Here is a 23087-nt window from a genome sequence, read left to right on the forward strand (position 1 = left end):
CAAACGAGTCTACGGGGTGTATCCCTATCGCGATTGATGCAGATCAAGCGGTGTCTTATCGCGGATCACGCGGCTGTTTCCGGGGCGATTGATCGACGCATTTATCGGCGTATTGTGCGACGTATTGATCCGAGTATTGAGCGACGGATTGATCGACGTCAAGCGCGGCGGCGCGCATGCGTCTAGATTGGTCTGTGTGAATTGCTTCATTCCTTCAATGGAGGACTCTGTCATGAAAGCACTCGTCTATCACGGCCCCAACGAGAAATCGCTCGACGAACGCCCGATGCCCGAACTCGCGGCGCCAACGGATGCCATCGTCAGGATGACGCGCACGACCATCTGCGGCACCGACCTGCACATCCTCAAGGGTGACGTGCCGACCTGCGAGCCGGGGCGCATCCTCGGCCACGAAGGCGTGGGCGTCGTGCATAGCGTGGGCAGCGCGGTGAGCGGCCTCGCGGTCGGCGATCACGTGCTGGTGTCGTGCATTTCGTCGTGCGGACGATGCGACTATTGCCGGCGCGGCATGTACTCGCATTGCACGACGGGCGGCTGGATTCTCGGCCATCGCATCGACGGCACGCAGGCCGAATACGTGCGCATTCCGCACGCGCAGACGAGTCTTTACCGGATTCCCGACGGCCTCGACGAAGAGGCGCTCGTGATGCTCTCCGATATCCTGCCGACGGGCTTCGAATGCGGTGTGCTCAACGGCAAGGTTCAGCCGGGCAGCACGGTGGCCATCGTCGGCGCGGGGCCGATCGGGCTCGCGTCGCTGTTGACGGCGCAGTTCTACTCGCCCGCGCAGATCATCATGATCGACCCCGACGCGAACCGGCTCGACGTGGCGCAACGCTTCGGCGCGACGGCCTGCATCGACAACAGCCACGCGGATGCCGTTGCGCAGGTCATGGCGCTGACGGAGTCGACGGGGGTGGATTGCGCGATCGAAGCCGTCGGCGTGCCCGCGACGTTCGAACTCTGCGAAGCACTGATCGCGCCCGGCGGCACGATTGCGAACGTCGGCGTGCATGGCGTGAAGTGCGATCTGCATCTGGAAAAGCTGTGGGACCGCAACATTTCGATCACGACGCGTCTGGTCGATACCGTCAGCACCCCGATGCTGATGAAAACCGTGCGCTCGGGCCGCCTCGATCCGAAACAGCTGATCACGCACCGCTTCGCGCTCGACGACATGCTCGCGGCGTACGAGACGTTCTCACATGCGGGAAGCACGCGTGCGCTGAAGGTGCTGATCGAAGTATCTTGACGTGTGCGCGCGCTATATTAACAAGCGGCCTCGCGTCCCAATCTTTCGAGCACTAAAAGGAGCGTCAACATGTACAAGAAGATCCTCGTTGCAGTGGACGGCAGCGCCACATCGAAGCTGGCCGTGCAGGAGGCCGTGAAGATGGCATCGCTCACGAGCGGGACGGTGCACGCCGTCTATGTCGTCGATACATCACCCATCTTCAACTACGCGGGTTATGTCGACCCGACCGTGTGGACGGACGCATTGCGCAGCGACGGGCGCAACGCGCTGGAAAGCGTCGAGGCCGTGTGCAGGGAGTCGGGCGTCGCGTGCGCGAACGAGCTGGTGGAGACCGAGCCGCTCAACGACGATGTCGCGCAGACGCTGCAACGTTGCGCAGCGCGCCTCGGCGCGGAACTCGTGGTGCTCGGCACGCATGGGCGGCGGGGCATGAAACGGATCGTGCTGGGCAGCGTCGCCGAACACTTCGTGCGGATTTCGCCATGTCCCGTGCTGCTGGTGCGCGGCAGCGACGAGAAAGATGAAGCCGGGCAGTAGAGAGCGTATTGCGATAGATGAATGAAGAATGCGCCGTTCGTGTCAGCGCGAGCGGCGCGTTCGCATGATCAGAAAAAGGTCGTCGCGAAGTCTTCATCGGATGGGCGACGTTCGTGGCCCGCTGCGAAGTGCCCGACCGTCTGCGCAAGCAACGCGACCGATCCGACGGGCAGCTTCAGATTGACGGCGAGCGCCGTGCGGCTCATCCAGCCGCGCGCGGCAGCCGCGAGCCCCGTCGATGCACAGAACAGGTACACGTTCTGCAGGATCGCGCCCGCGCTCGCCGACGCAAAGGCTTCACGCTGCGCTTGCGGAACGTCCTGCATGCGTGTCAGGTCGGCGACATACACCAGATTGACGGGCGCGTGGCCGAGGAATTCCTGATAACCCGTCATCGCGCGCAGGTCGGCGGCGGCGACGAGGGTAAGCGCATGCGCGGCGGGATCGTAGCGATACGCGCCGCTTGCGAGCAGCACGTAAATGTCGATCTCGTAGCCGCCCAGCGCCGACGGCGCGGTGCGACCGTGACCGTGGGCGCGGTTGATGCCGTCGGCGGCCCACAGCAGATCGCCGAGCGTGTCGTGATCGAGTGGCGTGTCAGCGAACTCGCGCGACGTTTGCCGCGCGGCGAGCGCGTCGAGCAAGGGCATACCGCCCGTTCGCTGCGGGGGCGCGAAGCCGATATACGGGGCCGGTGTGCCTTCGACGGGCCGCGGCGCGGGCGTGTTGAGCAGTGCGGAACCGATGCGGAACAGAGGTTTGGTCATGGCGTGCCGTCCGCGCATGGAAGGCGACTTCCGCATGCGGACCTCCGAAAGAACATGAGTTCATCGTCCCACGCTTCGGATCGCGCCGGTTGATGCAGGTCAAACTCTGCCGCTCCAGGAGGCACAAAATGGTCAGTGTGCAAAGGAGAAGACCATGTTAGCTATTGATGTCATGACACCGTCCGTCATCTGCGCGAAACCGGAAATGACCGTGCAGGAAGCCGCGAAATGTCTGGTCGAGAACAGGATCAGCGGCATGCCCGTCGTCGACGCAAACGGCGCGCTGGCGGGAATCCTGAGTGAAGGCGACTTGCTGCACAGGGTCGAGACGGGAACGGAGAAACGGCGTTCGCGCTGGCTCGAACTCTTTTCGTCGACGCGGGATCTGGCCAGCAGCTTTGTGAAGGAACACGGGCGCATGGTCGCCGACGTCATGACCCCGACCGTCATCACCGTCGACGAGACAATGCCTGTCGCCGACATCGCCGAACTGATGGAGACGCGCCGTATCAAACGCGTGCCCGTGATGCGTGACGGCGCGCTGGTCGGCATCATTACGCGCGGCAACCTGATTCGCGCGCTGGCGAGTACGGCAGCGCCAGCGCAGGCGCAAGACACGCCATCCGCGGACGACCGCGAAATCGCCGATGCGATCGTCGCCGCGTTGAGCGACAAACGCTGGGCGTTATCGAAGGGAAACGTGATCGTCAAGGATGGCGTCGCGCATCTGTGGGGCGTGATCGCATCCGAAGAAGAGGAACGCGCGCTTTGCATCGCCGCGCTCGAAGTGAAGGGCGTGAAGGAAGCGCGTGCGCATCTGAGCTATCCGACCATCATGCCTTTTATGTGACGATTGCATGACATTGCAATCCGCCGCGATGCGCGCGGCGAAGGGCCCTTGAACGTTTCGGGACCTTCGCCGCGCGCTTTACGTTTCAAGGACTAGAATCCACAGCGGGCGGTTCCAGGTCATCAATCCGTTTTCGATTGTTCGCCAGATCCTTCAAGTCAATTCGCCTTGAGCCGCTTTATCGCGGCGAATCGTCTGTCTACATTCACTCCATCGCAGGCCGGCTGGTTCGAGAAGCCGCCGGTCCCGTCAAACGGTATCGAATCGATTGAGGAAACAGATCATGAGCAAGCTTGCAGGTAAGGTCGCTGTCGTCACGGGCGCGTCGAAAGGAATCGGCGCGGCCATCGCCAAGGCGCTTGCAGCGGAAGGCGCATCCGTGGTCGTCAACTACTCCAGCAGCAAAGCCGCTGCTGATGCAGTCGTCGCCGACATCAACGCAGCGAGCGGCAAGGCGATTGCAGTCGGCGGCGATGTGTCGAAGGCGGCGGACGCGCAAGGCATCATCAATGCCGCTGTCGAAACCTACGGCCGTCTCGACATCCTCGTGAACAATTCAGGCGTCTATGAGTTCGCACCCATTGAAGAGTTGACGGAAGACCAGTTCCACAAGCAGTTCAATATCAACGTGCTCGGCCTGCTGCTGACCACGCAGGCGGCCGTCAAGCATCTGGGCGAAGGCGCGAGCATCATCAACATCAGCTCGGTGGTGACGAGTCTCACGCCGCCGACCAGCGCGATTTACAGCGGCACGAAAGGTGCTGTCGACGCGATCACGGGCGTCCTTGCCCGCGAACTGGGGCCGAAGAAGATTCGCGTCAACGCGATCAATCCTGGCTTCGTCATCACGGAAGGCACGCACGAAGCAGGGATTGCGGGCTCCGACTTCGAAACCAACGCAGTGAGCCAGACGCCGCTTGGCCGTGCAGGCCAGCCGCACGATATTGCATCGGTCGCCGTGTTCCTCGCATCCGACGATTCTGGCTGGCTGACGGGCGAACACGTCGTCACAAGCGGCGGTCTGCGCTGATTCAACGTCACGAGGCGATCACATCATCGGCATATGCAGATGATGGGGATCGCTCAAGGTTTCCGCGACGCGCTGTAACGCGTCGCGGCAATCGCTTCTGTCCTGCGGGCCGCCCAGACAGACGCGGATCGTATTAGGCGGGTTTCCATCGGTCGAAAACGCCGCGCCCGCTACCGCTCCCACGCCCTGATTGCGCAATTGCAGCGCAAGCTCGGGCGCGCTCCAGTCGCACTGCGGCGGAATCGGCAACCACAAATGAAAGCCATCGGCCTGCGCTTCGTAATGCCAGTCGGCAAGTTCCTGTGAGGCAATCGCCTGGCGCGCGTTCGCTTCCTTGCGGATCGCGTCGAGCATCTCGTGCGCGGTGCCATCGTTGACCCATTGCGTCGCCAGCAACACCGTGAACGGACTCGGCATCACGGTTGTCGCGCGCAACGCGCCCGCAACGCGCTGCGTCTGCCTCGCTGTCGGCGCGCGCAAATAAGCGACGCGCAGCCCCGCGCCGAAGGTCTTCGAAAAACCCGTTACATACCAGGTGAGTTCCGGCGCGAGTGACGCTAGCGCGACAGGCTTGTTCGCCGGCAGCCAACCATACGCATCGTCTTCGATAATAGGGACGCTGTAGCGCAACGCGACATCCGCGAGTGCTTCACGCCGTTGCACCGAAAGCGTCAGCGTGCTCGGATTCTGCAAGGTCGGATTGCAGTAGAAGGCACCGGGCTTCTCGGTCTTGCACAGCGCTTCGAAGGCGTGCGGCAACGGTCCTTCTTCATCGCGCGGGAGCGGTTGCAAGCGCACGCCGAGTTGCGACGCGATCGCCTTGATGCCGGGATAGGCGAGCGTGTCGAGGCAAATGGTTTCGCCAGGTCTTGCGAGTTGCGACACGAGCGCGACCAGCGCGCTATGAATGCCGGGACACACAAGCACGGTATCGTCTTCGCAATCGGGCAAGCGCTCTTTCAGCCACGCGCGTCCTGCCGCGCGGTCGTCCGGCGTGCCGCCGAAATCCTGGTAGCGCAGCAGCCTGTATGGATCAGTTTGCGCAAGCAGATGCGCCGACGATTCTCTCAAGCGCGCCGCAAGTTCGGGCGGCTCGGGCGGCATGTTCATCGACATCTCGACGCTGCTGCCGCCCGCGAGCGGCAAGGTCTGCGTGCGTCCGCGCACGAACGTGCCGCTGCCCGCACGCGCATCGAGCAGGCCGCGTTTGCGCGCCTCCGCATACGCGCGCGCGACAGTGGTGTAGTTCAACTGCAATGCACCCGCCAGATCGCGCAAGCCGGGCAGACGGTCGCGCGGACGCAGACGACCGCTGGCGAGATCTTCCTCGATCAGATCCGGTATCACGAGATACGCCGGTTTGCGGCTTTCCGTCAGCCGCTTGAGCCAGTGATGCGCGAGACTGTCCATGCTGTTAATTCCGATGCGGATGGCGTGAATGCGTTATTCAAGGTAACACGCGAATTCCGCGAAAAATAAATCGGTTTGCATTCAATTCGAAACTTGATCGCATTGATTGGATGAATGCACGCTTGCGGTGTATCGCGCACCATCCGCACGCAAAAGACGCTGCGACGTTGTGCGAAACCGGTGCGCGCGCATCCGTCGCCGATACCCGAAAACCCCCATCAGACACGGCTCGCAAAGAAATTTTCGGGTCGCTCGAACAATCGCGATTTGATTGATTGGAAGTTGATTGCATGAACCAGGCCGGAAATTGGCATATCCGTTGCGTTAAGTGATTCGCCAATCGGGATATTTCCCGTCGAGCAATCCGATCAATTACGCGACTTATTGGAGAGCGATATGCCTGCCGTCAACAAACCGCTGCATCAGAAAGGCGATTACCTGGTCGACTACGAAGAAAAGGTATTTCCCGACGTCAAGGCCGAACCCGGCGAGAAAGCGCTCGTCACCTTTCACACGGTCGCATTCGAAGGCTCGATCGGTTTCGTCAACCTGTTGCAGGCCACCCGCCTGCAACGCAAGGGCTTCGATACGTCGGTGCTGCTGTATGGCCCCGGCGTCACGCTCGGCCTGCAACGCGGCTTTCCGACGCTTGGCGACGAAGCCTTTCCCGGCCATCTGAACTTCAACAAGCAACTCGTCAAATTCATGGAAGAGGGCGGCAAGGTCTACGCATGCCGCTTCGCGTTGCAGGCGCTGTATGGGCATGGTGAAGCGTCGCTGATCGAAGGCATCCGGCCGATCAATCCGCTCGACGTGCTCGACCTGCAGCTTCTGCATCGCAAGGAGAACGCGCTGATCATCCATACGTGGACCGTCTGACGCGCCGGGTGCCCATCATGTCCGAGCAGCGAATCATCCGTGCAGCGGCGGTGCAGATTGCGCCGGAGTTCGAGCGTCCCGGCGGCACGCTCGACAGGGTATGCGCCGCAATCGACGAAGCCGCATCAAAGGGCGTGCAGCTGATCGTCTTTCCCGAGACGTTCGTGCCGTACTACCCGTACTTTTCGTTCGTGCGTCCGCCCGTCGCGTCGGGCGCCGAACATATGCGGCTCTACGAGCAGGCCGTCGTCGTGCCGGGCCCCGTCACGCAAGCGGTGAGCGAACGCGCGCGCCGTCATTCGATGGTAGTCGTGCTCGGCGTGAACGAGCGCGATCACGGCAGCCTGTACAACACGCAACTCGTGTTCGACGTCGATGGGCGTCTCGTGCTCAAGCGCCGCAAGATCACGCCGACGTTTCATGAACGGATGATCTGGGGGCAAGGCGACGCGGCGGGGCTCAAGGTCGCGCATACGGGCATTGCGCGAGTCGGCGCGCTCGCGTGCTGGGAGCACTACAACCCGCTCGCGCGCTACGCGCTGATGACGCAGCACGAAGAGATCCATTGCAGCCAGTTTCCCGGCTCGCTGGTCGGGCCGATTTTCGCCGAGCAGATCGAGGTCACGATCCGTCATCACGCGCTTGAATCGGGCTGCTTCGTCGTCAATTCGACGGGCTGGCTCAGCGAAGCGCAGATCGAATCTGTGACGACGGACCCGAAGCTGCAAAAGGCGCTGCGCGGCGGCTGCATGACGGCAATCATCTCGCCCGAAGGCCAGCATCTCGCCGAGCCGCTGCGCGAAGAAGAAGGGATGGTCGTCGCGGATCTCGACATGTCGCTGATCACGAAGCGCAAACGGATGATGGACTCGGTCGGCCACTATGCGCGGCCCGAGCTGCTGAGTCTTGCCATCAACGACCGTCCGGCGCTGCCCGTTGCGCCGATGTCGATGTCGTTCGAACGCGCGGGCGCGGACGCCGCACCCGACGAAACCACGAGTGGAGGTCAGGATGAATGCCAGCGTGAACCTGTCGCCGGTTGAGCCGCGCACGCAGCGCCAGTTGATGGAACTGCGCACGGAACTGCAATCGGCCGGGCTGCGTCTCGTCGATCCGAATGCGGGCGCCGCGAGCCGGCGTGGCGGCGCGGGTCCGTCGGATCACAAGGCCGTGACTGTCGACGGCGTGACGATCATGGTGCCCGTGCATACCAGCTCCGCGTGGCATTCGCCATTCGTCGCCGGCGCGCCGGATGAGGCGGGGACGAGTGCGCTGATGCGCGGCACGATCCCGATTGCCAGCATCAGCTTTCCGAAAGCGCCACGCTTCACGCAGCTGCAAACACTTGACGGCGTGCCGTACTCGCACATCGCGACGCTGCATGGCACCGACGTCCTCGCGACGACGGTGCTGCAAACTTGCATCCGCTATGAGAGCCGCAAGAAGACCTGCAAGTTCTGCGCGATCGGCCAATCGCTCGCGGCGGGTCGCACGATTGCGCGCAAGACGCCGGAGCAGCTTGCGGAAGTGGCGCGCGCCGCCGTGCTGCTCGATGGCGTGAAGCACATGGTGCTGACCACGGGCACGCCGCCCACGCCGGATCGCGGCGCGCAGATCCTGTGCGAAAGCGCGTTTGCGATCAGGGCCGCTGTCGATCTCCCGATTCAGGCGCAGTGCGAGCCGCCCGACAACGATGCGTGGTTCGAGCGCATGAAGGCGAGCGGCATCGACACGCTCGGCATGCATCTCGAAGTGGTGACGCCGGACGTGCGCGCTCGCGTGATGCCGGGCAAGGCGAGCGTGCCCATCTCGCGCTATATGGAAGCATTCAGGGCGGCCGTCGCGGTGTTCGGCAAGGGGCAGGTCAGCACGTATATCCTCGCGGGCCTCGGCGATACGGCGGAATCAATCCTGTCGATCTCGCGCGAACTGATCGACATCGGCGTGTATCCGTTCGTCGTGCCCTTCGTGCCGATCAGCGGCACGCCGCTCGAAGACCATCCCGCGCCTTCGCCCGAGTTCATGAAGTCGATCCTAGCGCCGCTCGGCGCGATGCTGCGCGACGCGCAGATGCGTTCCGCCGATATCAAGGCGGGCTGCGGCAAATGCGGCGCGTGCTCGTCGCTCGCATCGTACGAGGACTGATCATGTTCTGCGAGACATTCGACGAACTGGATGCATTGCCGCTCGACTTCACACCCGCCGAGTATCGCGTGAAATGGGCGACGCTGCCGTGGGAAAGCAATGAAGCGTACGCGTTGCGGCGCGCGGTGTTTTGCGTCGAGCAGGGGATCTTCGTTGGCGACGACCGCGACGAGATCGACCGTCACGTGAAGCTGCTGGTCGCGCTGAGTTGTATTGCGGGCGTGCCGGAACAGGTGGTCGGCACGGTGCGGATACACGAAACGCAGCCGCGCACGTGGCTCGGCTCGCGCCTTGCCGTGCATGCGGCGTTCCGCTCGCACGGCAAGCTCGGCTCGACGCTGATCCGCCTCGCTGTCAGCAGCGCGCACGCGTTGGGGTGCGATACGTTTCTCGCGCATGTGCAGCGTCAGAACGTGCCGCTGTTCAGGCGGCTGCACTGGCAGACGGTCGCGGAGGAAACGCTGTTTGGCCGGCCTCACGATTTGATGGAGGCGGACCTTGCGCACTATCCGCCGTGCTTTACGCCGGAAAGCGGTTTCGTCACGTCGTCGCGAGGCCGCTCATGAGTCTGCAAGCGCTGGTCGAAAGGATGCGCGCAAGCCGCGGCTTTCGACACAAGACGGATATAGCGGGCGTGGTGGCGTCACTGGCGTCGCGATTGCCGAACGGCACGCGCGATCTCGCACAAGCCGTTGCCGTGGGCGACGACTGCGCGGCGCTGGGCGATGGCGACGGCTATCTGCTGTTTGCGATCGAAGGGCTGGTCAGCGATTTCGTCGAAACGATGCCGTGGTTCGCGGGCTATAGCAGTGTGATGGTGAACATCAGCGACGTGTATGCGATGGGCGGCCGGCCACTCGCCGTCGTCGATGCGCTGTGGAGCGATGGGCTCGATGCGGCTGGGGAGATTCTGGCGGGTATCGCGGCGGCATCGAATGCGTATGGCGTGCCTGTCGTAGGCGGACATAGCAACACGCGCAGCGCGGAGCCGCAGCTTGCCGTGTCGATACTCGGCCGTGCGCGCGCGTTACTGTCGAGCTTCAACGCGCGACCGGGCGACAGCCTCGTGATGGCCGTCGATCTGCGCGGCCGTTTCGAAGATCCGTATCCGTTCTGGAATGCGTCGGTGGGCGCGCCCGCCCAGCGTCTGCGCGACGATCTAGAGCTGCTGCCACAACTCGCGGAAAGCGGGCTCTGCGACGCGGCGAAGGACATCAGCATGGCGGGTGTGCTGGGCACGTCGCTGATGTTGCTCGAATGTTCGGGTGTCGGCGCACGCATCGATCTCGATGCGATCCCTCGCCCGGAGCATGTCGATTTCGAACGCTGGCTCAGTGCGTTTCCGAGTTATGGCTTCGTGCTTTCCGTGCGCGATGAGCGCGTGGATGAAGTGCTCGCGCGCTTCACGCAGCGCGGCCTGGCGTGCGCGACGATTGGTGACGTGGATGCGTCGCGTGAAGTAGTGCTCACGCAGCAGGGCGATTCGGCGTTGCTCTGGAGCTTCAAGGACAGCGCGTTCATCGGCGCGCCAGTGGGAGCGCAAGCATGAACGGCACGACGATGCGCATTGCGTTGTTCACGCATTCCGTCAATCCGCGCGGCGGTGTGGCGCATACGCTGGAACTCGGGCGCGCGCTGCATGAAGCAGGGCAGGATGTGACGATCTTCGCGCCATCCGTCGACGGCGCGCCTATGTTCCGTGCATCACCTTGCCGTGTCGTGCTCGCACCTGTCGCGGCGCACGGCAACGATACGGTGACGATGGTGCGGACGCGCATCGACGCGCTGAAAGCGGCATTGCTCGAAGGCGGCGCGTCCGGCTTCGACGTGCTTCATGCGCAGGACAGCATCAGCGGCAACGCGCTTGCGGAGTTGCGCGAAGCGGGCGCGATTCGCGGTTTCGTGCGCACGGTTCATCATCTCGATACCTTCGACGATGCACGGCTGAGCGAGTGGCAACGACGTGCGTTCGCGGATGCCGATGATGTGTTCTGTGTGAGCGATGCATGGACGCGCAAGATGAGCGACGAGTTCGGTATTGCGGCTTCAACGGTCAGTAACGGCGTTGACGTGCAGCGCTTCCGCAGTTCAACCGAAGCAAAAGACTCAGACGTCTTGGTGAGGCTCGGCGTTATCGGCAAGCCGGTCGTACTGGCCGTGGGCGGCATCGAGGAACGCAAGAACACGCTGCAACTGCTGGAGGCGTTTGCATTGCTCAGGCAAACGCATGCCAACTCGCAACTCGTGATCGCAGGTGGCGCGAGCCTGCTCGATCACGATGCCTATACGCGCCGCTTCTTCGCGCGCGCTGCGCAACTGAGTCTGTGCATCGGGCAAGGCGAACCGATCGTAATCACTGGTCCGCTCGATGACGCGGCCATTCCCGCATTGATGCGGCGTGCCGATGTCGTTTCGATGGTGTCGTTGCGCGAGGGCTTTGGTCTCGTCACGCTCGAAGCGCTGGCGGCGGGCGCGCCCGTCATCGTGTCGCAGATCGAGCCATTTACCGGCTATCTCGACGAACACGTCTGCTGCTGGGCACTACCCGATGACGCCGCCAGCATCGCCGACGCACTCCGCCGTGCGTTGCGCGAACGCGGCGGCATCGACTTCGAACATGCAGTACCCGAGCTTCTTGCAAGCTTCAGTTGGCACGAAAGCGCGCGCCGTCATGTCGCGCTGTATGCGAGCCACGTGCGGCACATCATGCAACCGCTCGGCGCCTGAATGTCTCAATCAAAGGAAACGTGATGCCAGTCATGCACTTCAAGGTCCAGTGGCCGGACGGCAGCGAGGCCAACTGCTATTCGCCTTCGACCGTAGTCGGCGAGTTTTTCGTTGCCGGACAACGTTACGCGCTTGGCGATTTCGTCGAGCGAGCACGCGAGGCGCTGCATATCGGCTCCGAACGCGTGCGCGAGAAGTACGGCTTCGCGTGCTCGGCGGCGATGGATCAGCTAGCGCAGATCGAAACCCAGGCGCAGCGCTTTTCAACCGATCCGCAAGCGGAAGTCCAGGTCGTCGAACTTTTGTGAACCGAACGCAGGAAAGAATCATGTCGAACGCAAACATCATTGCTCCCGATGCAACGAGCGCGGCTCCCCACCATACGGTGATCGTCGTAGGCGGCGGACAGGCGGGACTGTCGATCAGCTACTACCTGAAAGAGGCGGGCATCGATCATCTCGTGATTGAAAAGCACACGGTCACGCACACCTGGCGCTCGCAGCGCTGGGATGCGTTCTGCCTCGTCACGCCGAACTGGCAGTGCGCGCTGCCGGGCTATCCGTATCGCGGCGACGATCCGCATGGCTTCATGAAGAAGGACGAGATCATCGCGTATCTGGACGGCTTCATCGCGATGGTCGATGCGCCCGTGCTCGAACATACGGAAGTGCGCAAGATCAGGCGCATGGCATCAGGCGGCTATGTCGTGTCGACGTCGAACGGCGACTTTACGGCCGATCAGGTTGTGGTGGCCTCAGGCGGCTATCACACGCCCATCGTGCCGCGCATGGCCGAGCGGTTGCCTACCGATATCGTGCAGTTGCAGTCGTCGCATTACCGCAATCCGCAGGCACTGCCCGAAGGCGCGGTGCTCGTCGTCGGTTCGGGGCAATCGGGCGCGCAGATTGCCGAAGACCTGCATCTTGCGGGCCGCAAGGTGTATCTGGCCGTAGGTGAAGCGCCGCGTTGCGCGCGCTTCTATCGCGGCCGCGATGTGGTCGACTGGCTCGCCGACATGCGCTACTACGACATGCCCGTCGATCAGCATCCGCTGCGCGAAGGCGTGCGCGACAACACGAATCACTATGTCACGGGCCGCGATGGCGGACGCGATATCGATCTGCGGCGCTTTGCGCTCGAAGGCATGGAACTCTATGGGAGGCTCGACGATCTGCGCGACGGCCGTCTGCAATTCGCGCCGAATCTGATCGACGCCCTCGATAGCGCGGACGATACGTACAACCGGATCAATACGAGCATCGATGGCTTCATAGAGAAGCATGGTATCGATGCGCCGACTGGCGTGCCTTACGAACCCGTGTGGCAACCCGAAGGCGAACGCACATCGCTCGATCTTGCAGAAAGCGGTATCACGTCAATCATCTGGTGCATCGGTTTCAGGCCGGATTTCAGCTGGATCGATGCGCCCGTTTTCAACGGACGCGGCTATCCCGCGCATGTTCGCGGCATCACGCCGCAAGCGGGGCTGTATTTCATCGGGCTGCCGTGGCTGCATACATGGGGATCGGGCCGCTTCTCCGGTATCGCGCGTGACGCCGGGCATGTGGTCGACACGATCCGCTCGGCCATCGACGCGACATCGGCGAGTCTCGCGGCGTGAGCATGATTCAACGCTATCGCGCGGGCATGCCGCAACTGAGCTATACGGGGCTGTCGGAAAACTGGTTGCTCAAGGAGTGCGGGCATCGCCATTGGGAGGCGCTCGCAGCGCACGCGGGCCGCGAACAAACCGACTTTCACAACGACAACGGCGGGCGCTCGTATGCGGCGTTTACAGCGATACGCTTGCACACAAGCGGTCTCGACTTGATCAGCGAAAACGACACGTTCGACATTCGCAGCACACTCTGCAGAACGGGTCCTGTTCGCCATTTCAGCACGCATCGCGTCATGCGCGGCGAAACGGAAATCGCGGAACTGTCGATGTCGTCGGCATTTGTCTCACGCGGCGAGCAGCGCAGCAACCGTTGCGTTGCGCGCGCGGCGCTTGCGGCACTACCAGGTGAAGTGGAGCCGATGCCCGAACGTGCATTGCAGATGATGCAGATGAGCAAGCGCCTGCGTGCGGCGGACGGCAGCGCAATGCCGGACCTCGCGCCCGCAACCGACGAGCCGATCGACTTCCTGCCGTGCCCGAATAGCGATTTCAACGGCGCGGACTTTCTCTATTTCGCGAGCTTTCAGGCTTTTGTCGATCGCGCCGAATGGCAATGGCGTCGCTTCGACGAGCCGCCTGTCGTGACAAGCCGCTCGCTGTTCTACTACGGCAATGTCGATGTCGGCGATACGTTGAGCGTGCGCGTGGTCGGCAGCGCCGAAGATGAACAGGGCATCCGGCACTGGACGGAAGTGCACCGCAAGAGCGACGGCATGAAGATCGCCGATGTCACGACGGAAAAGTACTGGAGGCGCCGATGAGCCCAACCCGTGCACGCCGCCGCGCCGTGCCGCTCAAGCGTGTCTATACGCGCGCGGATATCGACGGCATCGCGCATCTCGACAGCATGCCGGGTGAAGCGCCGTTCGTGCGTGGGCCGTTCGCTTCGATGTACACCGAAAAGCCCTGGACGATCCGTCAGTACGCAGGCTACGCGCAGGCCGCCGACACGAACCTCGCGTTCCGCACAGCATTGGCGGAAGGCGCGCAAGGTCTGTCCGTCGCATTCGATCTGCCGACCCAGCGCGGTTACGATTCGGACGATCCCACCGTCAGCGCCGACGTCGGCATGACGGGCGTCGCGATCGACACAGTAGAAGACATGGCCCGCCTCTTCGAAGACATTCCGCTCGACCGCGTGTCGGTATCGATGACGATGAACGGAGCCGTCTTGCCCGTGCTCGGCGCGTTCATCGTCGCGGCAGACGAAAGCGGCGTGCACGAGTCGCAACTGCGAGGCACGATCCAGAACGACATACTGAAAGAGTTCATGGTTCGCAACACGGCCATCTTCGCGCCCGAACCCTCGCTGCGCATCGCCGCCGATGTGGCCGCATATCTCGCGCAACAGGTGCCACGTTTCAATGCGCTGTCGGTATCCGGCTATCACTTTCAGGAAGCGGGCGCGGACGCTGTGCTCGAACTCACGCTGACGATGGCCAATGCGCGCGCCTACGTCGACACGCTCGTCGCACGCGGCATGCAGGCAAACGATGCGTGCGAGCGCATGAGTTTCTTCTTCGGTGTCGGCACGGATTTCTATGTCGAGGTCGCGAAGCTGAGAGCCGCGCGGCTGTTGTGGTCGGAGATTGCGGCGCAAAGCGGCGCGACGTCGGGCAAGGGTCGCGCGCTGCGCATGCATTGCCAGACTTCGGGCTGGTCGCTGACGGCGCAAAAGCCGATGAACAACGTCGTGCGAACAACGGTCGAGGCGCTCGCGGCTGTGTTCGGCGGCACGCAGTCGTTGCACACCAATGCGTACGACGAGGCACTGGCTCTGCCTTGCGCCGAGTCTTCGCGGCTCGCGCGCGATACGCAACTGCTGCTTCAGCACGAGACGGGAGTTTGCGATGTAGTCGATCCGTGGGCGGGGTCGTACATGATGGAAGCGCTGACGGCTGATATCGCAAGCCGTGCGCGTGCCATGCTCGATGAGATCGACGCGAGCGGTGGCGTCGTTGAGGCGATACATTCGGGCTGGGTACGCACGCGCATTCACGAATCGGCGCTGCGCGTGCAGGCCGAAATCGAAAGCGGGCAACGTGTAATCGTGGGCGTGAACCGCTTTATGACGGATGACGAGGATGAGCCTCCTGTTCCGCAAGCATTGGACGCTGCACAGACTCGCACGCTACAGGCGCGCCGCATCGCGCAGGTGAAGCGCTCGCGCGACGTAACCCGTGTGCGCGACACGCTCGCGGTGTTGCAGCGGGCGGCGCGCGATGGCGAAGGCAACCTGCTTGAATTGACCATCGAATGTATGCGTGCGCGCGCGACAGTCGGCGAATGCACACAGGCACTGGCGGCCGTGTGGCCTCGGCATGGCGTGGATTTGCCGATATCGTCGCAGGTGTATGGCGAGATGGTCTTGTCCGAAGCCGAATGGATCACAGCCCGCGCAGCGGTGGACCGAGCGACAAAGCGGTTAGGGCGTGCGCCGCGCATCCTGTTGGCAAAGCTCGGCCAGGACGGACACGATCGTGGCGCGCGTGTCGTTGCTGCCGCGTTGACGGACGCCGGCTTCGAAGTGACAACGGGCGCGATGTTCGCGTCAGCAGAGGAAGTCAGCGAACTGGCGTTGAAGGATGACGTCGATGTGATCGGCGTGTCGTCGCTTGCAGGCGCGCATGTCGAACTGGTGTCGGGTCTGCTCGACGCATTGCGTAAGCGGCGCGCACGCATCCCCGTCGTGATCGGCGGGAACATCGACAGCGCGAGTTGGCATGTGCTGAAGGAACGGGGCGTCGCCCGATACTTTCCGACCGGCGCGAGCATCCAGACAATTGTCACGGAGCTGGCGGCGCACGTCTGCGAGATCGATTTCGCAGCGGCGTCATAGCGTAGCGGCACGCCATGACGCTCGCACCTGGAACCGCGCGCGAGCGTGAGCGTCGATCAATATCCGTAGCCGCCCTGACAAGGCACATAGGCACGTTGATAGCTGTCGTAGCAAGCGGCCGACGGCGGTTGCGAATAAGCGGGTTGCGCATAAACGGGTTGCTGATAGACAGGTTGCTGATACACCGGTTGCGCGTACGCGGGCTGCGCATTGGCAACCGACGTCACGAGCGCACCAAGCACTGCGCCTCCGATCAGTGCCCCCACGATGGCACCGCCATCTACGCCGCCGCCATGGCCCCAGCCGCCGCGCCCGTGCGCCGATGCCTGCTGGGCCACCGACAAGCTACCGATCATCAACAAGACAAGCGCTGCGCGTTTCATGATTTGATTCTCCGCTTTCCGTTTAACGGGTTCATGGAGATCATCTTAATCAGCACTCGATGAAATAACTTATGCAGTTGGTAACCGCGCATTTCAACGCTTACAAATTCGCATAGGCTGCGAACGACTGCAGCGGTTCGCTCAGACGTTGAACTGTCGTCCGACATAGTCGATGTGCATGTACATGGCCTGTTGCGCCGCATCCGGATTACCTTCACGAATCGCGTAGTAGATGGATTCGTGCTGGCGCAAGCGGCTGCGTGCCTGCTCCGCTGCATTCGCGTTGTTGACGGTGGCGTCGTACGTGTTGCTCGCGATGTGTTCGCGCAGCATGCCAATCACGCTCGCATAGAACTGATCGAGCAGCCGGTTTTGCGACGCTGCAACCAGCGCCGTATGGAATTCACCGTCGGTTGCGGCTTCTTCATGGACGTCCCTACCTGCAACCGCGTCGCGCATGCGTTCGAGCACGGCCTCGAAACGTTCGAGTTCCCGATGGGACGCACGTTGCGCAGCGAAACGCGCGGCGGCGCACTCGAACACCAGTCGGAATTCAAGCGTTTCCGAACGCAGCGGCGGGGTATCGGCGATGAGCTGAAGCCACGGCGCCGCTAGTGAAGTTGGCTTGCTGCGCAGCAGATAGACGCCGCTACCGCGTCGCGTTTCCAGAAGACCCCTGGTTGCGAGGCGCCCAATCGCTTCACGTACCGTCGCGCGCGACACACCCAACGACTCCGCGAGCGTACGTTCGGACGGCAAGCGTTCGTCAGGCTGCCAGCGACCTGCCTGAATGCCTGACTCGATGTGGCGGATTGTCTGCGCCAATGCGCCCGTTGCTTTCAAACGACTTTCCACTTTTCATCCTTCATCAGCCACTCGGGGAGGGCCTGTTTTCAACCCCATCAAAAGTGGCCTGACCAGTTTGCGTGTCATACCGGGCCGACCGCAATATGAGTCCGCGCCGGCAAACGCTCCACAATTCAGCAGAGAGCGTCGCCTGCCCTAACCCACAATCCGAAACAGGAGGACCATGATGAGCCAGGTCACACTCGCGATCAAACTGCACGACATCGACGATGTACTCATTGCGCGCGGCGCGCTCACCGCCGGCACTATTCTCGCTGATTTCGACAATCTCGTTGCATCCGCTGACATTCCTGCGGCACACAAGATCGCCTGCCGCGACGTTGCACAAGGTGCGCCCGTGCGGCGCTACGGCCAGATCATCGGCTTCGCGACGCAGCCGATTCGCGCAGGCGATCACGTACACGTTCACAACGTGTCGATGGGCGACTTCGCGCGCGACTACGCGTTCGGCGAAGACATGAAGCAGGTCGATGCCGCTACAGTGCCGCTCACGTTCAACGGCTTCCGGCGAGCAGACGGCCGCGTCGCAACCCGTAACTACATCGGTGTGGTCAGCACCGTGAACTGCTCGGCCACCGTCACAAAGCTGGTCGCTCAGCACTTTGCACAACCGGGCGCGCTCGACGCGTTTCCGAACGTCGACGGCATCGTGCCGATCACGCACAGCTTCGGTTGTTGTATCGACCATCATGGCGAGGGCATCCAGCAACTGCGTCGCACGGTTGGCGGATATGTGAAGCATCCGAACTTCGCTGGCATCGTCATCATCGGGCTTGGCTGCGAAGCCAACCAGATGGGCGCAATGTTCATCGCCGAGGGCGTCGAGCCGGGCCCGCTGCTGGTGCCGCTCGTGATGCAGGAAGAAGGCGGTACGCAAAAGACCGTCGACGCGGCTATCGCCGCAGTCAAAAACATGTTGCCTGTCGCAAACCAGGCCGTGCGTGAGCCGGTTCCCGTTTCGCACATCAATATCGCGCTGCAATGCGGCGGCTCCGACGGCTATTCCGGCATCACGGCGAATCCGGCACTGGGTGCGGCTGTTGATCTGCTGGTGCGGCACGGCGGTACTGCGATCCTGTCGGAAACGCCGGAAATCTACGGCGCGGAGCATCTGCTGACACGTCGTGCCGTGAGCAAAGAGGTGGGCGAGAAGATTGTCGAGCGAATTCACTGGTGGGAAGACTACGCGAAGCGCGAAAAGGGCAGCATCGACAACAACCCGACGCCGGGCAACAAGGCGGGCGGCCTCACGACGATTCTCGAGAAATCGCTTGGCGCGGTTGCCAAGAGCGGCTCGTCGCCGCTGATGGGCGTGTACCGCTACGCAGAGCCGATTGATACACACGGACTCGTCTTCATGGACGCGCCGGGCTATGACCCGATGGGCGCGACCGGACAGATCGCGAGCGGCGCGAATCTCGTGGTGTTCACGACGGGGCGCGGCTCCTGTTTCGGCGCCAAACCTGCGCCGTCAATCAAGCTCGCGACGAACTCGACGATGTACAAGCGGATGGCCGATGACATGGACATCAACTGCGGCGACATCATGGACGGCACCGTGAGCGTGGAGCAGAAGGGCGAAGAAATTTTCCGGATGATCCTCGACGTTGCATCGGGCCACAAGAGCAAGAGCGAAGCGCTTGGCGTTGGCAACGAGGAATTCGTGCCCTGGATGATTGGCGCGCAGATGTAAAAGCCGCGCGCATCAGGTTGCTCGATGCGCATTCGTGCGGTGTAGCTGGAGCCTCCCGTTTCTGGCGCACCGCACGCCGTAAGATAAATGCTGGTCGGGCCGTGTCGAACCCGCGCCAGGATCAAGGAGACTCGACATGAAAATCAAACAGGCCATCGAACGCTTTCCGGGCGGCATGATGGTCATTCCTTTGCTTTGGGGTAGCCTGCTCAACACCTTCGCACCGAAGGTGTTGGGTATCGGCAGTTTTTCGACCCAGCTCGCGCATGGTGCGCTGCCAATTCTCGCTGTGTTCTTCGTTTGCATGGGAGCCGAGATTCAACTGCGCACAGCACCGCGTGCGCTGAAGAACGGGGCTGCTATCACCCTCGCCAAGCTCGCGAGCGGCGTGCTCATTGGTTTGCTCGTCAGCAAGGTATTCGGGGCGAACGGGTTTCTCGGTCTCTCCGGCATGGCGACCATCGCCGCCGTGACCAACGCGAACATGGGACTGTACGCAGCGTTGACCCGGCAGTTCGGCGACGAGGTCGATCGGGGCGCGCTTGCGGTCCTGTCGATCCTGGAAGGGCCGTTCGTGACCATGCTCGCGCTGGGATTGTCCGGGTTGGCGAAGATCCCGGTTCTCGATCTCGTTGCAACCGTGCTGCCGATCGTCATCGGCATGGTGCTGGGAAATATCGACCCCGACATGCGCAAGTTCCTCAAGTCAGGCGGCGATTTGCTGATCCCGTTCTTTGCGTTCGGTCTCGGCGCGCAAATCAATCTGCACGCCATTCTCGGCGCGGGCTTGTCAGGGATCGTTCTTGGTCTGATTACGCTTGGGGTAGGCGCGGTATTCAACGTAATCGCATCACGCCTGTTCGGTGGTTCGGGTGTGGGGGGCGTAGCGTCGGCGACGACGGCGGGCAACGCGGTTGCGACGCCGACTGCGATTGCGGCTGTCGATCCTCATCTCGGCGCACTGGTCGCCGTGGCGACGCCTCAGATCGCCGCATCCACGATCGTTACCTCGCTGCTCGCGCCACTGTTGACGGCCGCGTATGCACGCTGGCGCATGCGTCGGCTGGGCAGGGTTGTGGATGACGTAGCAGTCGTCGCGCACGCCGACGTGTGAACACAGCAGGCGCGTGCCGCGAAGGATCGCGAATGCGCCAATGCTGTTGCCATATCAAGGCACAATGAAAAAACCCCGGCGCCTGTGGGCGCCGGGGTCTAGTGCTTGCCACGCTCGATACATCGTTGCTGCAGGCTCTGCGGGTTGAAGGCCGAGGCCTCGGGCACTCACGCAGTGATCCCAACGCGCTTCGTTAAAAGGAGGAAGGAAATGCTCGAAGCGCGTTGAGCGAATTATTCATGTATAGCCGTGTTTCGTACAGCAGCAGTTGGCGAAGATTTCAGCGCAGCAGATTCAAAGAGCGGAAGCATCGCGCTAGATCAGCAAGCGGTTATCGGCGGAAGGCTTGCGTTCGACGAGCGCGGCGAGCTTGCGCAGCGCCGACGTCAATTCCGTGCGCCGCGTGCAGCCGCCTAGCGAAATACGGATCGCGTTCGGCACGTCGCCGGCCTGGCAAAACGCGGAAGACGGCGCAAAGACGAGACCTTCCGTGCTCGCGGCCGCCGCGAGGCTTTTCGCGGCCCAGTGCGCAGGCAAGGGCTGCCACACATGAATCGCGCCGCTGGAGGCTGGCATGCTCACCGTCGACAGTATCTGGTTTGCCGCAAGCAGGCGTTCTGCCGATTCCTTCAATACCCCCGCCAGCACATCCGCTGCCGTGCCGTCGAGTATCCATTGCGTGACCAGCGCCGTGGTGAGCGGCGGCGACATCAGCGACAGCGAACGCAGCGCCTTCAGAAACGCTTCCTGCGCTGCGGCGGCAGGCAATACGACAAACGCAGCGCGCAAGCCCGGCGAGATGCATTTGGACAAGGTGGACAGGTAATACACCTGCTGCGGCGCGAGACTCGCGAGCGGCGCGGGTGGCTCGTCGGCGAATAGCCAATAGGGATCGTCTTCGACGATAGGCACATTGCGGCGCGCCGCGACGGCCAGAATTTCCTTGCGACGACGCAGGGGCATGGTCTGCGCGGTTGGATTGCGGATGGTCGGGTTCAGATAGATCAGCCCGCCCTCAGTACGCGAGCAAGCGGCTTCGAGCGCGTCAGGCCGCATGCCGTGCTCGTCGGAGGCGATTGTGTCGAGCGTGCGGCCTAGCTGCCGCGCGATCAGCGGCAGGCCCGGATAGATCAGCTGTTCGGTGAAAATAGGCGCGTTCTGCTTGGTGAGCGCCAGTATCAGCGCGGCGAGCGCCGAATGCGCGCCGGGCGTCACGACGACGCGCGAAGGGTCCACGCGACCGAGTATCGGCTTGAGCCAGGCCGCGCCCGCCTGCCGGTCCGTATCGCTGCCGCCGCCCAACTGATAGGTCATCAGCAGATCGACGTCGCTGCGCACCAGCACCTGGGACAGTCCGCGCCTGAGCAACACGGCGAGATCGAGGTCGGCGGGAGGCGGCGGAATGTTCATGCTCAGGTCGACTTGCTGCATGAACGTCGCTATTGGCGGCGCGATGAACGTGCCCAGCGGACCGCGCGATTCGATCAGGCTGCGCCGGTGCGCCTCGGCGAAGCCGCGCGTCACGGTGGTCAGATCGACGCCGATCATCTCCGCGAGCTTGCGTTGCGGCGGCAGCCGGTCGCCGGGGTTCAGCTTGCCGTTCGCAACGGCGCGCTCGATCAGATCGACGATCTGCAGATAGCGTGCCTTGCCGTTGTCGGCGAAGTCCGTGATCCAGTCCGGCCGCCGCGCAGGCCGCTTTCTTGAAGATGAAGTCATGTGTGGCAACTTGTCGCGCATGTATGGTCTATGTCTTACTCTAGCATGCGCCGCCATAGCCTATGTATGTATCCGCCGCAAGGCCATAGCCATAGCGGAAGCTCGCGCGTGTACGACGGTTGGGGGATAGATGCATGGGGCTATGTAACCCGGCAACCAACCTGAAAGCATGCGCAACCCACCTACACACGGGGGTTCCCCCCAAACAGCGGGACGATGGTTCCGCTCCCCTCCATTTCGAAGACAGCTCGTACGCGCAGGCCGCGTTGCCGCGACTGGCGCGCTGAGCCTGCTAGGCGGCTGCAGCATGGTGCTCTTCAATCCGAAAGGCGACATCGGCGAGCAGGAAAAAAACCTGATCCTGATCGCGCTCGGGCTGATGCTGCTGGTCGTGATTCCCGTGATCGCGCTGACGCTGTATTTCGCGTGGCGCTACCGGGCGTCGAACACGAAGGCGAAGTACGCGCCGACGTGGGCGCATTCGACCACCATCGAAGTCGTCGTGTGGACCATTCCGTGCATCATCGTCGCGACGCTTGCGGTGCTGATCTGGAAGACAACGCATAGCCTCGATCCATACAAGCCGATCGAATCGGACGTGAAGCCCGTGCGCGTCGAAGTGGTTGCGCTGAACTGGAAGTGGCTGTTCATCTACCCGGACTACGGTGTGGCCTCCGTCAACCAGCTTGCGCTGCCGGTGGATACGCCCGTCGATTTCCGTCTGACGGCGGAATCGCTGATGAATTCGTTCTTCATCCCGCAACTGGGCAGCCAGGTCTACGCGATGTCCGGCATGCAGACGCAACTGCATCTGATCGCGAACAGCGCGGGCACGTATGCGGGCCGTTCGTCGGCATTCAGCGGACCGGGCTTTTCCGACATGAACTTCGACACGGTCGTCACGAGCCGCGGCGAATTCGATGCATGGGTCGCGCGCGCGAAAGCATCGCCGCAGGCGCTCGACGTGACAGCCTACGACAGCTTGCAGCAACCGAGCAAAAAGAACCCTGTGACGCTGTACAGCAACGTGGCGCCGGGACTGTTCGATGGCATCGTCTATCAGTACATGCGTGACGCGGCAGGCCGCCCGATATGTACGACGGCCAACGCTGACATGTATGTCAAGCCGGCTCGCTTGCCTTCACACGCAGCTTTGGTATCGGAGTAGTGGAT

General features: G+C 62.6%; 22 protein-coding genes. 17 read left to right on the forward strand and 5 right to left on the reverse strand.

Going from position 1 to position 23087, the window contains the following annotated elements; all coding sequences use genetic code 11:
- Positions 1-232 precede the first annotated feature (232 nt).
- Positions 233-1273, forward strand: a complete 1041-nt coding sequence (locus tag H1204_RS30040; protein WP_180734236.1) for a zinc-dependent alcohol dehydrogenase family protein — start codon at positions 233-235, stop codon at positions 1271-1273.
- 69 nt (positions 1274-1342) lie between these two features.
- Positions 1343-1813: a universal stress protein gene (locus H1204_RS30045; RefSeq protein ID WP_180734237.1), complete on the forward strand. Its 471-nt coding sequence runs from the start codon at positions 1343-1345 to the stop codon at positions 1811-1813.
- A 68-nt stretch (positions 1814-1881) separates the two neighbouring features.
- Here the strand turns inward: H1204_RS30045 and H1204_RS30050 are convergent, their stop codons facing one another.
- Entirely contained in the window at positions 1882-2580 is a 699-nt protein-coding gene (locus H1204_RS30050; RefSeq protein ID WP_180734238.1) for a SagB/ThcOx family dehydrogenase, read from the reverse strand.
- A gap of 154 nt (positions 2581-2734) precedes the next feature.
- On the opposite strand from H1204_RS30050, the gene H1204_RS30055 reads away from it, so the two are divergent.
- Together H1204_RS30055 and H1204_RS30060 are read left to right on the forward strand one after the other, a co-directional pair.
- Positions 2735-3430 (forward strand): CBS domain-containing protein, encoded by a 696-nt coding sequence (locus H1204_RS30055; protein ID WP_180734239.1) that lies wholly within the window; start codon positions 2735-2737, stop codon positions 3428-3430.
- Between the two features lie 283 nt (positions 3431-3713).
- On the forward strand, positions 3714-4460 hold the full coding sequence (locus tag H1204_RS30060; protein ID WP_180734240.1) for a glucose 1-dehydrogenase: 747 nt from the start codon (positions 3714-3716) through the stop codon (positions 4458-4460).
- Between the two features lie 18 nt (positions 4461-4478).
- Here H1204_RS30060 and H1204_RS30065 read toward each other — a convergent pair whose 3' ends face one another.
- Complete coding sequence (locus H1204_RS30065) at positions 4479-5870, reverse strand: PLP-dependent aminotransferase family protein (protein WP_180734241.1); 1392 nt, start codon at positions 5868-5870, stop codon at positions 4479-4481.
- A gap of 396 nt (positions 5871-6266) precedes the next feature.
- Between H1204_RS30065 and H1204_RS30070 the strand changes: the two genes are divergently transcribed.
- From H1204_RS30070 to scpA, 10 genes are read left to right on the forward strand one after another with little or no spacing between them, the layout of a single operon-like run.
- Complete coding sequence (locus tag H1204_RS30070) at positions 6267-6749, forward strand: MSMEG_0572/Sll0783 family nitrogen starvation response protein (protein WP_012403844.1); 483 nt, start codon at positions 6267-6269, stop codon at positions 6747-6749.
- A 17-nt stretch (positions 6750-6766) separates the two neighbouring features.
- The gene (locus tag H1204_RS30075) at positions 6767-7792 is read left to right on the forward strand and encodes a Nit6803 family nitrilase (protein WP_180734242.1); all 1026 of its coding nucleotides are present in this window, start codon (positions 6767-6769) and stop codon (positions 7790-7792) included.
- The gene (locus H1204_RS30080; RefSeq protein ID WP_180734243.1) at positions 7761-8894 is read left to right on the forward strand and encodes an MSMEG_0568 family radical SAM protein; all 1134 of its coding nucleotides are present in this window, start codon (positions 7761-7763) and stop codon (positions 8892-8894) included. Before H1204_RS30075 ends, H1204_RS30080 begins: the two co-directional genes overlap by 32 nt.
- Before the next feature lie 2 nt (positions 8895-8896).
- Entirely contained in the window at positions 8897-9460 is a 564-nt protein-coding gene (locus tag H1204_RS30085) for an MSMEG_0567/Sll0786 family nitrogen starvation N-acetyltransferase (RefSeq protein WP_180734244.1), read from the forward strand.
- Complete coding sequence (locus tag H1204_RS30090; protein WP_180734245.1) at positions 9457-10443, forward strand: sll0787 family AIR synthase-like protein; 987 nt, start codon at positions 9457-9459, stop codon at positions 10441-10443. The genes H1204_RS30085 and H1204_RS30090 overlap by 4 nt, the downstream gene beginning before the upstream one ends.
- Complete coding sequence (locus H1204_RS30095) at positions 10440-11621, forward strand: MSMEG_0565 family glycosyltransferase (protein ID WP_180734246.1); 1182 nt, start codon at positions 10440-10442, stop codon at positions 11619-11621. The genes H1204_RS30090 and H1204_RS30095 overlap by 4 nt, the downstream gene beginning before the upstream one ends.
- Before the next feature lie 23 nt (positions 11622-11644).
- Positions 11645-11929 carry an MSMEG_0570 family nitrogen starvation response protein gene (locus H1204_RS30100; RefSeq protein WP_180734247.1) on the forward strand — a complete coding sequence of 95 codons (285 nt, stop codon included), beginning with the start codon at positions 11645-11647 and terminating at the stop codon, positions 11927-11929.
- 20 nt (positions 11930-11949) lie between these two features.
- Complete coding sequence (locus H1204_RS30105; protein ID WP_180734248.1) at positions 11950-13242, forward strand: MSMEG_0569 family flavin-dependent oxidoreductase; 1293 nt, start codon at positions 11950-11952, stop codon at positions 13240-13242.
- Between the two features lie 2 nt (positions 13243-13244).
- Positions 13245-14060, forward strand: a complete 816-nt coding sequence (locus H1204_RS30110) for a Pnap_2097 family protein (RefSeq protein ID WP_180735086.1) — start codon at positions 13245-13247, stop codon at positions 14058-14060.
- Positions 14057-16138 (forward strand): methylmalonyl-CoA mutase, encoded by a 2082-nt coding sequence (gene scpA / locus H1204_RS30115; RefSeq protein ID WP_180734249.1) that lies wholly within the window; start codon positions 14057-14059, stop codon positions 16136-16138. Before H1204_RS30110 ends, scpA begins: the two co-directional genes overlap by 4 nt.
- Before the next feature lie 56 nt (positions 16139-16194).
- Here scpA and H1204_RS30120 read toward each other — a convergent pair whose 3' ends face one another.
- Together H1204_RS30120 and H1204_RS30125 are read right to left on the reverse strand one after the other, a co-directional pair.
- A complete protein-coding gene (locus H1204_RS30120; RefSeq protein WP_180734250.1) occupies positions 16195-16521 on the reverse strand; it encodes a hypothetical protein in 327 nt (108 codons plus the stop codon).
- Positions 16522-16662: 141 nt separating this feature from the next.
- The gene (locus tag H1204_RS30125) at positions 16663-17376 is read right to left on the reverse strand and encodes an FCD domain-containing protein (RefSeq protein ID WP_243468893.1); all 714 of its coding nucleotides are present in this window, start codon (positions 17374-17376) and stop codon (positions 16663-16665) included.
- Between the two features lie 178 nt (positions 17377-17554).
- Between H1204_RS30125 and H1204_RS30130 the strand changes: the two genes are divergently transcribed.
- Positions 17555-19081 (forward strand): altronate dehydratase family protein, encoded by a 1527-nt coding sequence (locus H1204_RS30130; protein ID WP_180735088.1) that lies wholly within the window; start codon positions 17555-17557, stop codon positions 19079-19081.
- Between the two features lie 136 nt (positions 19082-19217).
- Positions 19218-20195 carry a 2-keto-3-deoxygluconate permease gene (locus tag H1204_RS30135; protein ID WP_180734251.1) on the forward strand — a complete coding sequence of 326 codons (978 nt, stop codon included), beginning with the start codon at positions 19218-19220 and terminating at the stop codon, positions 20193-20195.
- Positions 20196-20510: 315 nt separating this feature from the next.
- Here H1204_RS30135 and H1204_RS30140 read toward each other — a convergent pair whose 3' ends face one another.
- Entirely contained in the window at positions 20511-21914 is a 1404-nt protein-coding gene (locus tag H1204_RS30140) for a PLP-dependent aminotransferase family protein (protein ID WP_243468894.1), read from the reverse strand.
- A gap of 283 nt (positions 21915-22197) precedes the next feature.
- Between H1204_RS30140 and cyoA the strand changes: the two genes are divergently transcribed.
- Positions 22198-23082 carry a ubiquinol oxidase subunit II gene (gene cyoA / locus H1204_RS30145; protein WP_198001241.1) on the forward strand — a complete coding sequence of 295 codons (885 nt, stop codon included), beginning with the start codon at positions 22198-22200 and terminating at the stop codon, positions 23080-23082.
- Positions 23083-23087: the final 5 nt, after the last annotated feature.

Source organism: Paraburkholderia sp. PGU19, from assembly GCF_013426915.1.
Lineage (GTDB): Bacteria > Pseudomonadota > Gammaproteobacteria > Burkholderiales > Burkholderiaceae > Paraburkholderia.

Excerpts from the sequence above, each read along its gene's own strand:
- H1204_RS30080 (WP_180734243.1), top strand. The coding sequence starts at position 7,761 with ATGAATGCCAGCGTGAACCTGTCGCCGGTTGAGCCGCGCACGCAGCGC.
- H1204_RS30050 (WP_180734238.1), bottom strand. The coding sequence starts at position 2,580 with ATGACCAAACCTCTGTTCCGCATCGGTTCCGCACTGCTCAACACGCCC.
- H1204_RS30110 (WP_180735086.1), top strand. The coding sequence starts at position 13,245 with ATGATTCAACGCTATCGCGCGGGCATGCCGCAACTGAGCTATACGGGG.
- H1204_RS30060 (WP_180734240.1), top strand. The coding sequence starts at position 3,714 with ATGAGCAAGCTTGCAGGTAAGGTCGCTGTCGTCACGGGCGCGTCGAAA.
- scpA (WP_180734249.1), top strand. The coding sequence starts at position 14,057 with ATGAGCCCAACCCGTGCACGCCGCCGCGCCGTGCCGCTCAAGCGTGTC.
- H1204_RS30055 (WP_180734239.1), top strand. The coding sequence starts at position 2,735 with ATGTTAGCTATTGATGTCATGACACCGTCCGTCATCTGCGCGAAACCG.
- H1204_RS30065 (WP_180734241.1), bottom strand. The coding sequence starts at position 5,870 with ATGGACAGTCTCGCGCATCACTGGCTCAAGCGGCTGACGGAAAGCCGC.
- H1204_RS30075 (WP_180734242.1), top strand. The coding sequence starts at position 6,767 with ATGTCCGAGCAGCGAATCATCCGTGCAGCGGCGGTGCAGATTGCGCCG.
- H1204_RS30135 (WP_180734251.1), top strand. The coding sequence starts at position 19,218 with ATGAAAATCAAACAGGCCATCGAACGCTTTCCGGGCGGCATGATGGTC.
- H1204_RS30100 (WP_180734247.1), top strand. The coding sequence starts at position 11,645 with ATGCCAGTCATGCACTTCAAGGTCCAGTGGCCGGACGGCAGCGAGGCC.
- H1204_RS30120 (WP_180734250.1), bottom strand. The coding sequence starts at position 16,521 with ATGAAACGCGCAGCGCTTGTCTTGTTGATGATCGGTAGCTTGTCGGTG.
- H1204_RS30140 (WP_243468894.1), bottom strand. The coding sequence starts at position 21,914 with ATGACTTCATCTTCAAGAAAGCGGCCTGCGCGGCGGCCGGACTGGATC.
- H1204_RS30105 (WP_180734248.1), top strand. The coding sequence starts at position 11,950 with ATGTCGAACGCAAACATCATTGCTCCCGATGCAACGAGCGCGGCTCCC.
- H1204_RS30095 (WP_180734246.1), top strand. The coding sequence starts at position 10,440 with ATGAACGGCACGACGATGCGCATTGCGTTGTTCACGCATTCCGTCAAT.
- H1204_RS30130 (WP_180735088.1), top strand. The coding sequence starts at position 17,555 with ATGAGCCAGGTCACACTCGCGATCAAACTGCACGACATCGACGATGTA.
- H1204_RS30090 (WP_180734245.1), top strand. The coding sequence starts at position 9,457 with ATGAGTCTGCAAGCGCTGGTCGAAAGGATGCGCGCAAGCCGCGGCTTT.
- H1204_RS30040 (WP_180734236.1), top strand. The coding sequence starts at position 233 with ATGAAAGCACTCGTCTATCACGGCCCCAACGAGAAATCGCTCGACGAA.
- H1204_RS30045 (WP_180734237.1), top strand. The coding sequence starts at position 1,343 with ATGTACAAGAAGATCCTCGTTGCAGTGGACGGCAGCGCCACATCGAAG.
- H1204_RS30070 (WP_012403844.1), top strand. The coding sequence starts at position 6,267 with ATGCCTGCCGTCAACAAACCGCTGCATCAGAAAGGCGATTACCTGGTC.
- H1204_RS30085 (WP_180734244.1), top strand. The coding sequence starts at position 8,897 with ATGTTCTGCGAGACATTCGACGAACTGGATGCATTGCCGCTCGACTTC.